Origin of the sequence: Bacillus pseudomycoides DSM 12442, from assembly GCF_000161455.1 — a bacterium.
Lineage (GTDB): Bacteria > Bacillota > Bacilli > Bacillales > Bacillaceae_G > Bacillus_A > Bacillus_A pseudomycoides.
Genome location: NZ_CM000745.1, coordinates 1887235 through 1904145, shown reverse-complemented (window position 1 = coordinate 1904145; position 16911 = coordinate 1887235). Strand labels below are relative to the sequence as shown.

The 16911-nt window shown below is 36.2% G+C and carries 20 protein-coding genes and 5 pseudogenes; 8 read left to right on the top strand and 17 right to left on the bottom strand.

Going from position 1 to position 16911, the window contains the following annotated elements:
- Nucleotides 1-204 precede the first annotated feature (204 nt).
- The 3 genes from BPMYX0001_RS09480 (at nucleotide 205) to BPMYX0001_RS09470 (ending at nucleotide 2011) form a co-directional block, all read left to right on the top strand.
- Nucleotides 205-414 carry a DUF3925 family protein gene (locus tag BPMYX0001_RS09480; protein ID WP_006094670.1) on the top strand — a complete coding sequence of 70 codons (210 nt, stop codon included), beginning with the start codon at nucleotides 205-207 and terminating at the stop codon, nucleotides 412-414.
- Between the two features lie 88 nt (nucleotides 415-502).
- Entirely contained in the window at nucleotides 503-1474 is a 972-nt protein-coding gene (locus BPMYX0001_RS09475; protein WP_018783016.1) for an MBL fold metallo-hydrolase, read from the top strand.
- 99 nt (nucleotides 1475-1573) lie between these two features.
- Nucleotides 1574-2011, top strand: coding sequence for a hypothetical protein (locus BPMYX0001_RS09470; RefSeq protein WP_006094668.1), 438 nt, complete (start codon nucleotides 1574-1576; stop codon nucleotides 2009-2011).
- 2 nt (nucleotides 2012-2013) lie between these two features.
- On the opposite strand, the pseudogene BPMYX0001_RS09465 reads toward BPMYX0001_RS09470, so the two are convergent.
- Nucleotides 2014-2373, bottom strand: a pseudogene (locus tag BPMYX0001_RS09465) (sigma-70 family RNA polymerase sigma factor); the annotation flags it as partial.
- A 215-nt stretch (nucleotides 2374-2588) separates the two neighbouring features.
- Between BPMYX0001_RS09465 and BPMYX0001_RS09460 the strand changes: the two are divergent.
- Complete coding sequence (locus BPMYX0001_RS09460; protein ID WP_006094666.1) at nucleotides 2589-3566, top strand: quinone oxidoreductase family protein; 978 nt, start codon at nucleotides 2589-2591, stop codon at nucleotides 3564-3566.
- Nucleotides 3567-3577: 11 nt separating this feature from the next.
- A complete protein-coding gene (locus tag BPMYX0001_RS09455; RefSeq protein WP_018783019.1) occupies nucleotides 3578-4219 on the top strand; it encodes a zinc dependent phospholipase C family protein in 642 nt (213 codons plus the stop codon).
- Nucleotides 4220-4426: 207 nt separating this feature from the next.
- Here the strand turns inward: BPMYX0001_RS09455 and BPMYX0001_RS09450 are convergent, their stop codons facing one another.
- The 4 genes from BPMYX0001_RS09450 to BPMYX0001_RS09435 form a co-directional block, all read right to left on the bottom strand.
- A complete protein-coding gene (locus BPMYX0001_RS09450) occupies nucleotides 4427-5596 on the bottom strand; it encodes a DEAD/DEAH box helicase (RefSeq protein ID WP_006094664.1) in 1170 nt (389 codons plus the stop codon).
- 19 nt (nucleotides 5597-5615) lie between these two features.
- Nucleotides 5616-6143, bottom strand: a complete 528-nt coding sequence (locus BPMYX0001_RS09445; protein ID WP_006094663.1) for a hypothetical protein — start codon at nucleotides 6141-6143, stop codon at nucleotides 5616-5618.
- Between the two features lie 90 nt (nucleotides 6144-6233).
- On the bottom strand, nucleotides 6234-7922 hold the full coding sequence (locus BPMYX0001_RS09440; protein WP_029427715.1) for a formate--tetrahydrofolate ligase: 1689 nt from the start codon (nucleotides 7920-7922) through the stop codon (nucleotides 6234-6236).
- 100 nt (nucleotides 7923-8022) lie between these two features.
- Nucleotides 8023-8700 carry a class I SAM-dependent methyltransferase gene (locus tag BPMYX0001_RS09435; RefSeq protein ID WP_018783021.1) on the bottom strand — a complete coding sequence of 226 codons (678 nt, stop codon included), beginning with the start codon at nucleotides 8698-8700 and terminating at the stop codon, nucleotides 8023-8025.
- A 205-nt stretch (nucleotides 8701-8905) separates the two neighbouring features.
- On the opposite strand from BPMYX0001_RS09435, the gene BPMYX0001_RS09430 reads away from it, so the two are divergent.
- A complete protein-coding gene (locus BPMYX0001_RS09430; protein ID WP_006094661.1) occupies nucleotides 8906-9244 on the top strand; it encodes a hypothetical protein in 339 nt (112 codons plus the stop codon).
- 27 nt (nucleotides 9245-9271) lie between these two features.
- Here BPMYX0001_RS09430 and BPMYX0001_RS09425 read toward each other — a convergent pair whose 3' ends face one another.
- The 4 genes from BPMYX0001_RS09425 to ytfJ form a co-directional block, all read right to left on the bottom strand.
- Entirely contained in the window at nucleotides 9272-9484 is a 213-nt protein-coding gene (locus BPMYX0001_RS09425; RefSeq protein WP_018783022.1) for a hypothetical protein, read from the bottom strand.
- A 69-nt stretch (nucleotides 9485-9553) separates the two neighbouring features.
- Nucleotides 9554-9874 (bottom strand): hypothetical protein, encoded by a 321-nt coding sequence (locus tag BPMYX0001_RS09420; protein WP_033798838.1) that lies wholly within the window; start codon nucleotides 9872-9874, stop codon nucleotides 9554-9556.
- A gap of 51 nt (nucleotides 9875-9925) precedes the next feature.
- Complete coding sequence (locus BPMYX0001_RS09415) at nucleotides 9926-10702, bottom strand: hypothetical protein (RefSeq protein WP_016114639.1); 777 nt, start codon at nucleotides 10700-10702, stop codon at nucleotides 9926-9928.
- A gap of 160 nt (nucleotides 10703-10862) precedes the next feature.
- Entirely contained in the window at nucleotides 10863-11288 is a 426-nt protein-coding gene (gene ytfJ, locus BPMYX0001_RS09410; protein WP_000349994.1) for a GerW family sporulation protein, read from the bottom strand.
- A gap of 132 nt (nucleotides 11289-11420) precedes the next feature.
- Between ytfJ and BPMYX0001_RS09405 the strand changes: the two genes are divergently transcribed.
- The gene (locus BPMYX0001_RS09405) at nucleotides 11421-12206 is read left to right on the top strand and encodes a GNAT family N-acetyltransferase (RefSeq protein ID WP_006094659.1); all 786 of its coding nucleotides are present in this window, start codon (nucleotides 11421-11423) and stop codon (nucleotides 12204-12206) included.
- A 106-nt stretch (nucleotides 12207-12312) separates the two neighbouring features.
- Here BPMYX0001_RS09405 and BPMYX0001_RS09400 read toward each other — a convergent pair whose 3' ends face one another.
- From BPMYX0001_RS09400 to BPMYX0001_RS30545, 3 genes and pseudogenes are all read right to left on the bottom strand, one after another.
- Entirely contained in the window at nucleotides 12313-12654 is a 342-nt protein-coding gene (locus BPMYX0001_RS09400) for a YolD-like family protein (protein ID WP_018783025.1), read from the bottom strand.
- Nucleotides 12651-12824, bottom strand: a pseudogene (locus BPMYX0001_RS30550) (Y-family DNA polymerase); the annotation flags it as partial. The gene BPMYX0001_RS09400 and the pseudogene BPMYX0001_RS30550, both read right to left, overlap by 4 nt.
- Nucleotides 12824-13000 (bottom strand): annotated as a pseudogene (locus tag BPMYX0001_RS30545) (Y-family DNA polymerase); the annotation flags it as partial. The pseudogenes BPMYX0001_RS30545 and BPMYX0001_RS30550, both read right to left, overlap by 1 nt.
- 276 nt (nucleotides 13001-13276) lie before the next feature.
- Between BPMYX0001_RS30545 and BPMYX0001_RS09395 the strand changes: the two are divergent.
- Nucleotides 13277-13915, top strand: coding sequence for a hypothetical protein (locus BPMYX0001_RS09395; RefSeq protein WP_018783026.1), 639 nt, complete (start codon nucleotides 13277-13279; stop codon nucleotides 13913-13915).
- A gap of 275 nt (nucleotides 13916-14190) precedes the next feature.
- Here the strand turns inward: BPMYX0001_RS09395 and BPMYX0001_RS09390 are convergent.
- The 5 genes and pseudogenes from BPMYX0001_RS09390 to BPMYX0001_RS32265 form a co-directional block, all read right to left on the bottom strand.
- A pseudogene (locus tag BPMYX0001_RS09390) lies at nucleotides 14191-14403 on the bottom strand (lipase); the annotation flags it as partial.
- Nucleotides 14404-14432: 29 nt separating this feature from the next.
- On the bottom strand, nucleotides 14433-15245 hold the full coding sequence (locus tag BPMYX0001_RS09385; protein WP_018783027.1) for a DUF3952 domain-containing protein: 813 nt from the start codon (nucleotides 15243-15245) through the stop codon (nucleotides 14433-14435).
- Entirely contained in the window at nucleotides 15242-15529 is a 288-nt protein-coding gene (locus tag BPMYX0001_RS09380) for a hypothetical protein (RefSeq protein WP_006094655.1), read from the bottom strand. Before BPMYX0001_RS09380 ends, BPMYX0001_RS09385 begins: the two co-directional genes overlap by 4 nt.
- A 496-nt stretch (nucleotides 15530-16025) precedes the next feature.
- Nucleotides 16026-16775 carry an ABC transporter permease gene (locus BPMYX0001_RS09375; RefSeq protein WP_006094654.1) on the bottom strand — a complete coding sequence of 250 codons (750 nt, stop codon included), beginning with the start codon at nucleotides 16773-16775 and terminating at the stop codon, nucleotides 16026-16028.
- A pseudogene (locus BPMYX0001_RS32265) lies at nucleotides 16776-16911 on the bottom strand (ABC transporter ATP-binding protein); the annotation flags it as partial.

Sequence of the window (16911 nt, the reverse complement as noted above, 5' to 3'; positions counted from 1 at the left end):
TATTTCATACTTATTCTCATCATATATGTATTTAACTTCTCCGTCTAATGAGAGCGCTTTATTTTTGTTCAAAAATTCGACACAAACTACTAGACAAATAGCTTGGAAAGTTTTACAATTAAATTGTGAACAAAATGTGACAGTTTACCTTCTAAATTGTGACATTTTCAATTCCATTATAATGAATAAAGGATGGTGTTGATAATGAAAACTGCACAACGTGAAATGATTTCAAATCGCGAGTTTTACTTCGTATTATACATGATGTTACTATTTGTTGCCGGTTGGTTTATGGATGTGAATGGACTATTTTTAAGCAAGTACTTTACACTTGCAGGAATGATTTCTCTTCCACTAGTTGGTGGTCTTGTCGGATTCTTTATTATGTCAATTAGTAAAGAACAAACAAAATAATAACATTACATAAAGGCAGAAAACGATTTTTCGTTTTCTGCCTTTTATTTTATAATAAAAGAACATAAGACTATAAGGAGTGACTCATATGAAAAAAGTTGAACAGTTATCCTCTCAGTTATATCTCATTGATGATTACGATTTACAACATAACGAGCGTACAGGTACATACGTATTACTCGGTGATGATATTACTTTAATCGAAACGTGTGCAGCCCCTTCTCTTCCGCACATTCTAAATGGCTTACAACAATTACGCATTGACTTAGCAGATGTTAAAAACATTATCGTTACCCATGTTCATCTTGATCATGCTGGCGGAGCTGGTTTAATGATGGAAAAATGTCCAAATGCTACTTTATTTGTCCATTCACGTGGCGCACGCCATATGATTGATCCTACAAAATTAATCCAAGGTGCCAAAGCTGTCTATGGCGATGCTTTTGATGAACTCTTTAATCCGATCCTTCCTATTCCAGAAAAACGTGTCCATATTGTACAAGATGGTGACATACTACAAATTTCAGAAAATCGGATGCTTTCATTTTACGATACACCAGGGCACGCCAAGCACCATATTAGTATCCATGATTCTTTAACAAATGGCATTTTCACAGGTGACACGATTGGTATTTATTATCGAGAACTAACTGAACTTGGCGTTGAACTATATTTACCAACCACATCTCCATCACAGTTTCAACCCGACGCGATGATGGCAGCAAAAGACCGCATTCGAAATATGAACGTTGACCTCATCTATTTCGGGCATTACGGTGCATCTTCCCATGTTTCTGAAGTGTATAAACAGCTTGAAGACTGGCTCCCTATCTTTGTTGAAGCAGGAAAACAAGTATTTGAAAAAAACCAGGATTTTGAAGCAGCAAGCCATGAATTGTATACTTTATTACTTGAAAAAGTCTCTTCTCATCTTTCACAGCAAGGTGTACCAGCAACTCATTCTGTTTACGATGTGATAAAACTAGATATGGAAATCAGTGCGATGGGAATTATTGATTATCTTACAAAGCAAGAAAAGGCCAAAACAACTACTAACTAAATGAAAAAACATCCGAGGATATGACGCTCTGTTTCAAGCATATATCCTCTTTTTTTGAATATGCTTTTTTAATACTATGCATACAAAAGGAGTGACACAATGAAAAAAGTTACTCAATACTTATGCTTCACTTTATTCATTGTTATATTGCTATTTTGTGGAGGGAAAATTCAATTTCATTTAGATAAACAAGCTGAGCTATCCTTTCATATGTACCATCGAATATTTTTCTTTATGCTTTTCCCCTTTTTCATCGGTGGTGTATTACGTTTCTTTCAACTTATCAGTAACAAAAAGAACCAACATGTATGGAAATTTCAACTAGATAAATTTATAGGCATTGCGTTACCTTCAACATTGATTGGCTTTTCACCTATTCTATTATTCTCACCTATCGCACAATTTTCCCCTTACTTAGCTTACTTAGCTACCCTAACTCTTTTAAATACAACATTTCCCGTAATAATAAATATAATAGCTGGTTACTCATTATTAGATAGTTTCATACGACAAGAAAATCAACATAGTCCCGCATAAAGTGAAACTCTATTCACAACATCACTAGAAAAGTCAAATTCAATTGGTTTCTTCTGTTCTTCTGCTTTCTTTACAATACGTAGACGCATCCACCTATTTCTCCTATATGAGTGAATTTACCTTACCGCAAGTCCCATTAACCATGGCCGAAAAGGTCGTTCTCTATCATACTTGCTAAGGGATTGATAAAGCTGTATATATATTTCCTGAACGACATCGTCTACATCCACTTTCTCCTCTATCAAGAAATGTGCTGTCCTATAGATATCTTGGATTGTTTTATCATACAGTTCACTGTATGCCTCTTGACTTCCTGATAAAGTCCGCTCGATGAGATTGTGATAGTCTGTTTCCTGATCCATGCCTCTTCCCTCCTTTGTCTTACACTATATATTGGCAAGTAAAAAACATTTCGTTCGTTTTTTTAAAATTATTTTCGATATAAATTAATATAATGATTTAAAACTTATTACTTTATAACGGTAGCTTATGACCTCTTATAACAATTATATAATTTCCCATTTTATGATTGGTATTTAAAATAATATGTAGAAGGTATTTTTAGGAGGATATACAAATGAAAGCTATTGTTGTAACTGCATTCGGTGGACCTGAAACAATGAAGTATACAGAAGTAGATATGCCGACTTTTAATGAAAAGCAGGTGTTAATTCGCGTTATTGCTACAAGCGTCAATTTTGCCGATATTAAATCTCGCTACGGTAAAAAGGGAAATCGAAAACTCCCATTTATTCCTGGCATAGACGCCGCAGGTATTGTAGAACAGGTAGGTTCTAGTGTAAAAAACATCCGCGTAGGACAGCGTGTAATCGCCTTTCCTCTTAATGGATCGTATGCTGAATATGTTGTCGCCAATGAAAACCTTACGTTTGTGTTACCTGATGAAGTTGACTTCACAACCGCCGCTGCTTGTCCTGTTGTATCTTTTACGAGCTACAACCTGCTTGCGAATATAGCAAGATTACAGCAAGGTGAAACCGTTCTTATTCATGCTGCGGCTGGTGGTATCGGAACAACATCGATTCAATTAGCAAAAATACTAGGGGCTGGAAAAATTATTGGAACAGTCGGAAATAAAGCGAAAAAGAAAGTTGCTTTAGAAGCTGGGGCTGATCATGTTATTTGTTATCAAGATGAGGATTTTAGTAAAAAGGCAAATGAACTTACGGGTGGTAAAGGTGCCGATGTTATTTTGGATTCCATTTCCGGGGCAGTATCAGAAAAAAGCTTGGAGTGTTTGGCTTACTATGGTCGCCTTGTCCATTTTGGTAATGCAAGCGGGGAAATTGGCACATTTCGGACAAAGGATTTACATGCAAGCTGTCGTTCTATTCTTGGCTTTAGCTTTGGAACAACTCGTAAGAAACGTCCTCACTTACTTTGTCATACCGCTAACCAAGTTTTTCAGTATTTACGTGATGGAAGCCTACAAATTGCAATTGGTAAATGCTTTACACTTCGAGATGCAGGGAAAGCACATGAATGGGTCGAAAGTAGACAGAGTACAGGAAAAATCATTCTGACTGTTAAATAGAGGTGTCATTCATGGGGTCACGAATTATGCATTTGATTATCGCAAATGGTATTGCAGAGAAATTATCCATCCCTGATAAAACATCTTTCTTGCTTGGGGGAGTAGCTCCTGATGCAGTTCATTCAAAAGAGGAAAAAAACGTATCACATTTTTATGCTGGTACAACAAAAAACTATACCAGAAGAATTGATTACGGTACATTTCTTCAAAAATATAAAAAGTACATGGATTCCTCTTTCATTTTAGGGTATTATACACACCTTATTGCTGATGATAATTGGCTCAACGGTTTTTTTCTTCCTTGGCTCAAAAATAGAATCGAGCACGATCAAACAATTTTATCTATGTACCATAATGATTTCAAATTATTAAACGGAAAATTGTTACATCTCTACGATAAAGATCAGCAATTATTTCCTTTCCTTAATCAAAAAGCAACCATAGCAAATATTGAAGAAGTTTCAGAAGAAAATGTGCTAGCTTTTAAAAAGCTTATTTTTGATGATATGCTGTATTCCAAGCAAGATTTGCATACAAACTTACAAGTATTCACATTTGATCAAATCGTCGGTTATGTAGAGACTGCTATTGAGAAAGGAGTATTCTATCTAGAACAGCTCTCTAACAATAGATCTACTACAAATATTTTTTAATAATTTTAAAGCCTTCATTTCTTTAATATGAGGGCTTTTTATCATTTCTTCTACTATTTTATTTACTTAGTAATTCCACTATATCGCATCGCTATTTCAATATAGTCCATTTAACAGTAACATTCGACATTCTCTATGCTGTTCCTTCTGAAAAAATAAAAAGACGTAACTATGTTCTATCCATAGTTACATCTGTCTTTTCATTATTTATCTAGGCTTCTTCTTCCCAGTAAATGCAGGTTTCTTTTTCTTTGGTGCTTTCGGTTTAGACTCTACAAATGTCCCTTTAAACATTTCTTGTTTCTTAAACTGAATGCCTAATTTCTTCGCAAATTGGAGTAGTTTACGCTCTTCTTGCGGAGTAACAAGGGAAACAACTGTCCCCTCTTTCCCCATACGTCCGGTACGACCTGAACGGTGAATATATTGGTCTAAAGTATCAGGTAATTCTAAGTGAATCACGTGCGTTAAATCATCAATATCTAACCCACGCGCTGCAATATCAGTGGCAAGTAGGATTTCTATTTTCCCTTGACGGAATGCGCGCATCGTTGCTTCACGTTCTTGTTTATTTGCTTCTGCATGAAGTGCGGCTGCTTTCATTTTGCGATACTTTAATTTTTCAGCAATCTCGTCTAAACGATATGGATCATTTAAAAAGGCTACCGCTTTTACATTGCCAGTATGCATAACTCTTCTAATGTAATCATTTTTTTCACGACGCTCACAAACGATATACGTATGCTCAACTAAACTTTTTGTTTCCGTACGTTTAATGCGAACTAATTCTGGTTCAACCGCAAAATCGCGTGCTACTTCTTCTGCGTCTTTTGTCATTGTTGCAGAGAAGAATACTAGTTGACGATCACGCATTGTGGATTTAATTACATCAAACACAGTTTCCATCATCTTTTGTTTTACAATTTGATCAAATTCATCAAATACAATTGTTTTCACTTCGTGCATTTTTAATTTTTTCATGCGAATTAATTCTAAAATACGTCCTGGTGAACCAACGATTACCTTCGGATGTTTCTTCAATCTTTCCACTTGGCGCTTAATATCCGCACCACCAATTAAAGATGCACCTGAAATATCAGTTCCTGCTGTAAACTTTTGAACTTCTTCATGAATTTGCATAACAAGTTCACGTGTTGGAGCTAAAATGACAACCTGTGGTTGTTTCACTTCAGGATTAATTTTATGTAAAAGTGGTAATAAGTACGCTAATGTTTTTCCTGTTCCAGTTGGAGATTCAGCTATAACGTCTTGTCCTTCTAAAATCATTGGAATTGCTTGTTTTTGAATTTCAGTAAATTCTTTAAAACCAGCCTTCTCCCAAGCTTGTTGCAAAAATGGTTGCATGTCTTTTATCATTTGTTTTTCTCCTTTATCTCTATTTTTGAAGAAAATGTTGTATTGCTCGCACTGTTTCTATCATGTGAGAAATAACAGCTATTAAATCATCAACATGGTCTTCTGTAATCGCTTTTTGAAATAGAACTTCTACCTTATTATGATATGAAATCGCTTGCTTATTATATTCGTATGAAATTTGTTGCGTAATCATTCGCTCTTTTCCCCAGATAGATTGTAACAAGTTTTCGATATCTTGACACTCTGCTTCTGGTTGCTGTAACGGGAACGCGAAGCGTAATTTCATTTCACAGCCTGGTATAAACTGTGGTACCTCTAATATCTCACCTGATAGATTCTTCGCATCTACAGACAGTGAGAATGTCGCTTCTACTAGCTGTTCAAACTGTTCATTTAATTGAAATGAAATATGATATATACGGCTTAGCGATGCAAGGTCCATCATATCTTTTCGATCCGTTACAAGAATATCGCCATGTAAATCAAAATCATAGACAGCTCCTTCAACGATCACTTTTAAGTTGTCAAAAGCAGTTGGATCAAACATAATTTCCTCCAAAAAACAGGCGCCTTTCGATGGAAAGGCGCCACTTGATGTATATATAGTTTACAGATAAACGAGATGAATTACAACCTTTTAGAATAAACCTACTGCTTTTCCATCTTCATTTACGTCCATTTGAAGAGCAGCTGGTTGTTTTGGAAGACCTGGCATTGTTAACATTGTTCCAGTTAACGCTACAATAAATCCTGCACCGATAGATGGTTTCAGTTCACGAATTGTAACAATAAAGTCAGATGGTCGACCTAATTTTGTTGCATCGTCAGAAAGAGAGTATTGTGTTTTCGCCATACATACTGGTAGGTTACTCCAACCTTCCCCTGTAAATTGAGCCAATTGCTTACGTGCTTTCGGAGCAAATTCAATATCTTTTGCGCCGTATACTTTTTGAGCAATTGTACGAATTTTTTCTTCTAATGGTAATTCTAAATCATAAAGTGGTGCGTATTTGTTGTCACCTTTTTCAATTACTTTTAATACTTTCTCAGCAAGGTCTACACCACCTTGGCCACCTTTTTCCCAAACTTCTGTTAAGGATACTTCGTAGCCACGCTCGTTGCACCATTCTTGTAAGTATGCAACTTCTGCATCTGTATCTGTAATGAATTTATTAATTGCGATTACGAATGGAACACCGAACGCTTGAATTGTTTCAACATGTTTTTGTAAGTTTTCCATTCCTTTTGCTAGCGCATCTACATTTTCTTCTTTCAGCTGATCTCTCGCCACACCGCCGTGCATTTTAAGCGCACGAATTGTCGCAACGATAACGACTGCTTCTGGTTTAATACCAGCTGCACGCGCTTTAATATCTAAGAATTTTTCAGCACCTAAGTCCGCACCGAAACCAGCTTCCGTGATTACATAATCACCTAATTTTGCTGCCATTGTTGTAGCGATAACACTGTTACAACCGTGAGCGATATTAGCGAATGGTCCACCATGAATGATTGCTGGTGTATTTTCTAATGTTTGTACTAAGTTTGGTTTTAACGCATCTTTTAATAAAAGTGTTAACGCTCCTTCTACGCCTAAATCTTTAACTGTTACAGGCTCGTTGTCCATATTATAAGCAACGACAATGCGAGATAAACGTGCTTTTAAATCTTGAATATCTGTCGCAAGGCAGAATACAGCCATAATTTCAGATGCTACTGTAATATCAAAACCGTCTTCACGCGGTACACCTTGAACTGGCCCACCAAGACCAATTACCACATTACGCAGTGCACGGTCATTTAAATCGACACAACGCTTCCATACGATTTTTCGCGTATCAATTTTAAGTGTATTTCCTTGTTGAATATGGTTATCGATAAACGCTGCTAATGCGTTATTTGCAGTTGTAATGGCATGAATATCACCAGTAAAGTGAAGATTGATATCTTCCATTGGTACAACTTGTGAATAACCTCCACCTGCTGCACCGCCCTTTAGTCCCATTGTTGGTCCAAGTGATGGCTCACGAAGTGCAATTACTGCTTTTTTACCAATTTTATTAAAAGCTTGACCTAAACCAACTGTTACTGTTGATTTACCTTCTCCTGCTGGAGTCGGGTTAATCGCTGTTACTAAAACAACTTTTCCGTCCTTTTCGGTTTGTAAGCGCTTAAAAATATCAAGAGATAACTTCCCTTTATAATGACCATAAGGCTCTAGTTCTTCTTCTAAAATGTTTAACTCCGCTGCAATCTCTTGAATTTTCTTCATACTTGCTTCTTGTGCAATTTCAATATCGGATTTAACTGTTGTAGTAGTTGTCATATACCCTAGTCCCCCTTTAATTGGTTCTGTTGATATTGTATCAGTTTTTTGTATTTTCTGCACTTATTTCCCTCCTAAATTTTGCGCATTTCTTCAGGCATTATTTTTTCAACATAAATACCCACAAAAATGTTAATGCTTGTTGCAATTCTACCGATAATTGTCCAAGCATTTTTTCATTTACCCCTCGTTTATATACGCCTATACCATCCACTACTTGAAACCCTTGCTCCTCTGCAAGCTTTTCAAATTCCCAAGGCATCATCGTATTACATACGACATCTTTTCCATATAAACGAGGATAACTATTTTCACGTGGTTTTGCTGTTGGTCCTAAAATAGCAATACACGCATATCCGTCAGACCTCAAAACACGCTTTATCTCATGTAACGCCTGTAGCGGCTGCTCTGTCCATTCTAACGAGTTCACTGCTAATATGGCTGGAAATTGTTCATTTTCAAAGGGCAATGAAGAAAGATCTCCCTTTACAAATGACAAATTAGGCCCTTCCCCGCGTTTCTTTCCCTTTTGAATCATTTGTTCGGATAAATCTATACCACACGCCTTATATCCTGCGAGACTTAATTTATATGTACCATATCCATCACCACATCCGACATCTAAAACTGCCACACCATTTTCTACATACTTTTCAAAAAACGGAATGATTGTACTCCGACTCCCATGATCCCACATTTCTTGACTATTTTGATTCCAAGATTCCGCATTGTTGTCCCACTTTTTTTCTGCTGATTTATGCCAATTAAACTTTGTCATGTTTCCCCCTACTTTCACTTGTTTTCATTCATTCCATTCTACATCATTTTCCTATATTCCTGTTTATTCTCATGGAGAGATGGATAAGATAGCAACAGACTCATACATTCTCCAAATTTTGCTTAACTTGGATATAACTCATACTCATATTCTCTTCTTTATGAAAAATAATAAAGATACACCCAATTGAAAGAGAGGGATGTACATGCCGAAAAAGCGAACACATCATTTTAAGAGTGGTGAAAAAAACGAAGAATATGCAGCTGAAATCTCGCCAGGGCATCTTCCAATTAGACATAGACGTAAAGAAATTGCACATGAAATAGAAGGTACAAACGCTGGTACACTTATCGGTTATGTAGCACTATTTCTTTCTTTATTCTCAATTGCCTTTTATCCAGTTACCCTTGGTTCCCTTTCCATTTTAATTGGCTTATTGGCTGTTAATTTTGGAGCAAAAACACTCGGATATACAGCCATTGGATTTGGTAGCTTTTCTGTTTTATTTACGTTATTGTATCCACTTGCTTTATCAGCATTATAAAAACACACCAAGTATTACTTGGTGTGTTCACTCATGATACAGCATAATATGTCCGCATCCACAACAATGTTTTGCTGTAATTTCTTGAAACACTGGATAATTCTCTTCATCCCGCTGTTCAATAAATACCTTTTCAAAACGATACATGTTAGGGGCATATGCCCAGTCTTGTTTCGTACGTGCATATAATGTAGATGAAAAAAATTCTTCTCCACCACAAACTACACATATTTTTTTCATTCTCATCCCTCCTATGCTTGTCTTACTTCATCTATATGAACATATGCATAAAAAAAAGACCTTCTATAATTAGAAAGTCTTTTCCGTAACAAAAAGAAATACACCAAATATACCCAGTCCGCTATACTCTTTCTGTTTACCATTTTCCATTTCAAAAGTTTGTTTCACTGTTATAAAAAATACACCGTTTCGTGTATTCGTACTTACAAACTTCATTTTTTGTTCTTTCTTACCTACATTTTGTGTACATTCAAAGCTATCTTGATTACAAATCATTGCATACTTATCCTCTAAGTAAGACCTGAAATCAGACTCTTTCGGACAAGTTAAAAGTAGTACTGCAACAAGGATAATGCTGACAATACCTACTGCTGTATAATATTTCTTCATTTTTTCTCCTTTCAAAAAACAAGAAAACTTGACCTAATTCGTCAAGTTCTCTTAGTCCACAACCCATTGCCACTCTTGTTCTTTCTTATCAAAAATAAGCCAGCCAGTTTCGGTTGCACCTTCTTTTAATTCCTCTATGTTATCTAGTACTTCATCCGTACTTTCATACGAACCAACTACATATACAGGAATCTCTAAACCTCTTCTTGACTCAATTTTCCCCGCTAAATCAATATACAGCCCGTCTTCCATTAATGGAACAAGCCCAAGAATAACTTCTTTTGAAATTGCTGGAAATATTTTTGATTTTTGAAAGAAAGAGAATCGTTTTTTTCCAAATGAACCGAGTTTGTACGGAATTACTTTGCTAAGCATTCCTACAAAATCAGCGATTCTACGGTAATACACTTTGTTGTACCAACCGTCATCATGTGAAAAATAGACAAATCTATTTTTCAAAAGTGGGAAAAACGCTCTCCCAAGTGGTTCTTTTTTGTGAGCCAAATATAACAATTCTGCAATTTCCTTTGGCTCCAATTCATCTAAATCGCTTGCGTCATCAAAATCCACCCAACAGAACTCATCAAATTCATCAATCTCTGCTTTAATTAATTTATGTATGTTTTCTTCTTCAACATATTCAAATAAAGTATGATAGTGAAAATCAGTCCACTCAAAATTATGTTTCAAAAGCAACACTTGATGAAGCGGTGATGGGATATTACTTGCAAACTCTTCAAATGTAATTCCAGATGTAATAAAACAATGACCCCGACGATTACCATTAATATATATCATATTCTTTACTTGGTCAGATCCTCCAGACAAAGCACCTAGCCACCTTCGTTTTATATGTTTCAATTCTATAGCATATTTTAACATGAAAAATTTTAGAAACATAGAAAAAACTTCAAAAACTATTTACAATTTCATGAGTTTTATTACATACTGATTACAAGAAAAAAAGCCTGTTGAAAAACAGGCTTTTTTACGCGATTTCGTCTGGATTTTGCGGATGATGATTTTCAGTATGCTTTTCGTTTTTTTGAAAAATGGATTGAATCTTATCAATTGTTTGTGGCGCTAACTCAATCATTTTTTCAGCTAGGTGTGTGGCATTTTGTAAGTGAAGAATATTTACTCCATCTTTATTCACTACAAGAAAAGCTACTGGAGTAATGGAAACACCACCTGCGCTCCCTCCGCCAAATGCCGGATTACCTTGTGCTCTTTGACCATCATTTGTTTGAAAATCCGATCCACCTGCTCCAAATCCAAACGCTACTTTGGAAACAGTTAACACTACACCGCCGTCAGCCGTCTGAACAGGCTCTCCAACAATCGTATTAACATCTACCATTTCCTTTAAATTTTCCATTGCTGCTTTCATTAATCCTTGAATTGGATGATCCACCGTTCATAACCTCCTTTGTCATATCTTTCCTAGTTTTTCCGAAACCTTATGAACTAAACATAAAATTTTATATTGATTTCAAAAATGATAAGTAATAATATTTAGAAAAAACAAACTAAAGAGGGGATTATAATGATACGGAAACTAACAAAGAGTGATCATGAACAAGTGCTTACATTTCTAAAAGAAGAAGCAGCGCTTAACCTATTTATCATTGGCGATATTGAAGCATTTGGATACGATGCAGACTTTCAAGAATTATGGGGCATTTCCACAGAAAACGGAGCATTACAATCCGTATTACTACGCTTTCATGATTCATTTATATCATATGGAAAAGATGATTTTTCTGCTGCTGACTATGAGGCAATTCTTGCTACTTATCAGCCATTAAAAATCTCCGGTAAATCAGACATTGTAGAAAAATTTGAAGACATACAAGACATACAACTTGGCACAAAAAATAAAATGTACTTTTGTGAATGTAAAGATGATACTGCACTACCTAAAACAATGCTTCATACTGCAATCAAACTAGCAACCATAGATGATGTTGAGCGAATTATGAAGCTCCGAAGCAACATTGAAGAATTCCCTCAAACAGGACAACCAGAAAAGATTTTGCGGCAATCACTCGAAACAAATACAGGACGCACTTACTACATTGAAGAAAATGGAGAAATCATCGCTTCCGCTTCCACATCAGCTGAAAATTCCTTATCTGCAATGGTTGTTGGAGTATGTACTCATCCAAGCCATCGCGGCAGAGGATACGCTTCACTCATATTACAAAAAATGATTTGGGATTTTACTCAAGAAGGAAGAACGCTTTGCTTATTTTATAATAACCCAGCTGCTGGGCGGATTTATAAGCGCTTAGGTTTTAAGGACATTGGAACGTGGACGATGTATCGGTAAATTTGGATATTTATTAATAAAGTGAAACTTTAATCAGTGGGATCCCCACTGATTATTAGCTCTCACCAATTGGACTACATAATGAAATTTATCCTGTTATTCCATTCTATTCAACAGCAATTATATCGATAAAATTAAAAGTGCTCTCGTGATAAAATGCATCCGTACATATTACATTCTTTCTTTTAGGATCGATATCAATAACCGTCATATAACTAGTAAGGACATAACCGTCTTCATAATATGTAATTAATATTTCCTCTTCGGATAACAACGAGAATAATAACTTATTCTCGTTCATTTCTTTCGTATCTTGAGTCAGTATTGGTCGTGGTACTTTCGTTTTTTCTTCAATAATCTTTCGTATACCAGCAAATTGTTCCGGCATAGATGCAAATGGTGTCCACTTTACCATCCCTCTTTCTTTTGACATGTTTGCGTTATTCATGATTTATGTCCCCCTAATAAAGTGTTTCTATATCTTGCTGTCGCGATACTTGTATAAGATACGCCACGCAAAATACTATTTTTACCGAAACGAGTGCGTATTTCATCCATCACTTTTGTTAGTTTCATTTCTTTTTCGCGCTGTATTACATTATCAAAAAGAGAAATTTCTTAAGTAGTGGCGTCGCTGCCAGAACAATTGAACCATTACGATTTACGTCCCCTACTACCGCTAGCTTCGTACGCAAAGGGGCCAGACCCATTTTGATACATGATACACTTGCATAAAAGCTACGAAGATTTACACACAAAATAATTCGATTAGGTAAAAGAGAATAATCATACAAGATAATCGTCCTTTATGATAGAACGTTCGTTCTTATTATATACGAACTTATGTTCTTTCGGAAGTCTTTTTTAAGAAAATATTGGTTAAAACAAAAAAGTGCTGACTCTCAATTGATGATTTTCATCTGAGTCAAACCTCATTTTACATTCAAAATTTGAATATAAAACTTAACAATTCCCCTAAACGTATAAAAAAATACTTTGGACATGAGCACATAGTAATAGATGTTCTCATACCGTGATATATATGTGTTCAAAAAAGGAGTGTATTCATTATGTACCCTTATTGGCAATCCTATTATTTCACACACGATACCCCTTATTTAGATTGGAATTCAACAGCTACATTTTCACCCGTACGGAATTACCGTGTCAGTAAAAATGAAGTTGATTTAAAAAGTTATATGCGTTCACTATGGGAACAACATGTTGCTTGGACAAGAATGGCTATCATTAGCATTATTTTTAATTTACCTGATGTTAACTTTGCGATTACACGTCTCCTTCAAAACGCTCCAGATATGGGGAATTCTCTTAAACCTTTCTACGGTGACAATGCAGCAAAAAAATACAGTAATTTGATAAAAGATCACTTAGTGATTGCTGCCGATCTTGTCAAAGCAGCAAAAGCTGGTAATCAAAACGCCGCATCAATTGCAGAGAAAAAATGGTACGCTAATGCAGACGACATTGTTGAATTTTTAAGTAGTATAAATCCGTATATACCCAAAGAAGAATTTAGGAAAATGTTTTATGAACACCTAGCATTGACTAAATCTGAAGCAGTAGCCATTCTAAGTAAAGATTATCAAGCAGGTGTTCAATTGTATGACAAAATTGAGAAGGAAGCTTTAGAAATGGCGGATGCACTTACTGAAGGAATAATAAAGCAATTTCCCCAACTATTTCATTGAACTCCCCTCTACCTCTACACGAACTTGAGGTAGGGGATTCTCCTGTTTCTGCTAGGACAAAAACAGTTCCTCTCGTTCAACAAAGAGGATACAACGATATAGAAGTTCTGTAGTGTCCCTAAGACGACCTATTCGATCTTCCGAGGAAAACAAAACAGGTACAGCTACTTTTTTCTTATATCGAGAGTAGAACACCTTGCCATGCACCCAGTTCCTAGACTTGTTATCTGCTCTGGTAATAAGCGTAAAAGACTGGGACAAGGCGTTCTTTTTTATGATGCAAATCCTGTATTTTCATCTACTTCATGATCTATAAGCTCTGCATTAAAATTTGCTTGTAATCTATCTTTATTTTCTTCGATTGTTTTACTATACGGATATCTCCCCGCTTTAAAATCATAGATATCCTTACCAGCCAGCTCCAATTCCCCCCAATCAGAGGCTGCCTTTAAGTTTTTATCATGTTCCTGTCCGGCATTATTCTTCATACCAGATTAGCTCCTTTCTTAATTATTTATTATTTTTTGTACTGTGCTTTATAATCTACATATTCTTTTTTTGCATCTTGATTATTACTTTTTTTGCTCTCAAAATATGTGTGTATCTGCGATAGATATTCTATTAACTTTCCTTCATCATTCTTCTTATAATTCATAACAATACTTACTTCCCATATCTGCATTGGACCATTTGCGGAGTCAAGATGAAGCACAATTGACGCCCCGCCATATTCATCATATTGTATATTTAGCTTGTCATTAATAATATTTTGAAATTCTGATTCAGTTAAGCTATATACAACTGTATTAGGCTGATCAAATTTTTTTATATCATCACCTGGCTTCATCTTTAGTTTCCCTATTCCTTTTAGACGATCTACAATTAAATTCACGTATGAAACATCAAGAGTAGAATCTGGCCTTTGTACCTGTCCATTTTCATACTTAATATTTGTATTATAAACAACTTCCTCTTTATAATTTGTATTATCACCAATGTTTTTCTCATTTTTTATGTCAGTGGTGATTTCTTGTGTTGTCTCTCCATATAAACTTTTATCTTTCGTATTATATACACCTTCCGTAGTTTGATAAATTGTTTTCTTGTGCTCCCCATCTTCTTTTTCTTCGTACCTACTGTATATACCTCTTTGTGTCACATGCGCATACCCATCATCACTCGCAGACATAACCGTCTTCATATCCCCTTCATCCAAAGCCTTTACAAATGGTTCATACTCTATTTTCGTTTCCCAAAAACTACATCCACTAAATAAACTCGCAACTATCGTCATAACAATCATCACCTTAGCTTTCTTTTTCAATTTCATACCGTCACCTCGTTCGTTACTCTTAGCATTTTAAGTTTAGTTGTATTTCCTTTTACACAATAGTATACTTCATCCTTTCCTAAAGCTGGTTCGTTGCTTATGTATTTAATATTGAAGACACTTTGGTCGTTTAATGGCATCGCGATGATGCCCGCTGTTAGTTTATTCTCATCTTCAAGTTGTGTACATTTAAAAAGAACTGGACCTACCGCACTATCAGGACTTAATCGATTTCTATCAGTTATTTTAAATAACCCTAAATCTTCTTTTTTTGTTTTCCCCATTCAATCTTTCCACCTTTTATATAATTTAGTAGATTACCATCACCAAGAACCAAATTGTTCTACCTATACTTGCCCCCATGTTTTAACATCATGAATTAAATTTTCCCAAACCATTAAATTGAAATTTAAAAACCTTCTCATTCTAACGAAAAGAGAAGGTTTTGTTGGATTCTCATTATTATTCTAAGCATTTCGCATTCATGTACTGATACAAAATGAATATAAACTTTTGAATATTAGTTTACATTCATTCCCTTGATTTTATTGACTCTATTTCAATTTCCCCATCCCCTCCAAAACCACTAACAAAAGTATACATTCAAAACATAACAAATAAAGAGGTTAGAGCATCATGGGCAAAAAAGAAAAAGCTAGACCCATGCTAGCTTTTATATAATTTTCGAAATCAGAAGTTGTTTATAAATGATCAGTGTGATAGCAAATGTATTCATCGCAGTGGCTGACTATTGATATGACTAATCCCATAATGGTGTACTTACCCTAACTGACGTTTAAATACTTTACTGGCGAAGAAGTAAGCAATGACCATGATGCCGACACACCAGGCAAGCGCGATCCAGATACCGTTGCCAACAGACCCTTCATACAAGAGGGCACGAATCGTATTCACTATTGAAGTCACGGGCTGGTTCTCAGCGAACGCACGGACAATTTTAGGCATGGTTTCAGTGGGAACAAAGGCCGAACTGATAAACGGCAGGAAAATCAGCGGGTACGAGTAGGCTGTCGCCCCTTCCATAGACTTCGCTGTCAATCCGGGAATGACCGCCAGCCATGTCAGCGCCAGCGTAAACAGCCCGAGTATCCCAGCTACCGCGAGCCAATCCAGGATATCAGCGCTGGAACGGAAGCCCATCAAGAGGGCGACGAGGATAACCACCACAATAGTAAGCGCATTGGAAACAAGTGAGGTCAACACGTGAGCCCACAATACCGACGAGCGCTTGATGGGCATGGTAATGAAACGCGCCATCAGCCCACTCTTTACATCCGTAAACAGCCGCAGTGAAGTGTAAGCGACACCGGATGCGATAGCCATCAGCAAGATTCCCGGCAATAAATAATTGACGTAGTTGTCCGTGCCTGTCTCTATGGCGCCGCCAAATACGTAGACAAACAGCAGCAGCATCATAATCGGCGTAATTGCCACCGTGATAATCGTATCCGGGCTGCGCATGATGTTCCGCATTAAACGCCCTAGTAATACCCCTGTTTTGCTTTTCATTTACATCTCCTCCTTTTTGCCGATAATCGCGAGGAAAATTTCCTCCAATGTCGGCTGCTTCTCGATGTACTCCACTTTTGCTGGCGGGAACATCTCTTTGAGTTCAGTAAGGGTACCAGTCGTGATAATTTTTCCA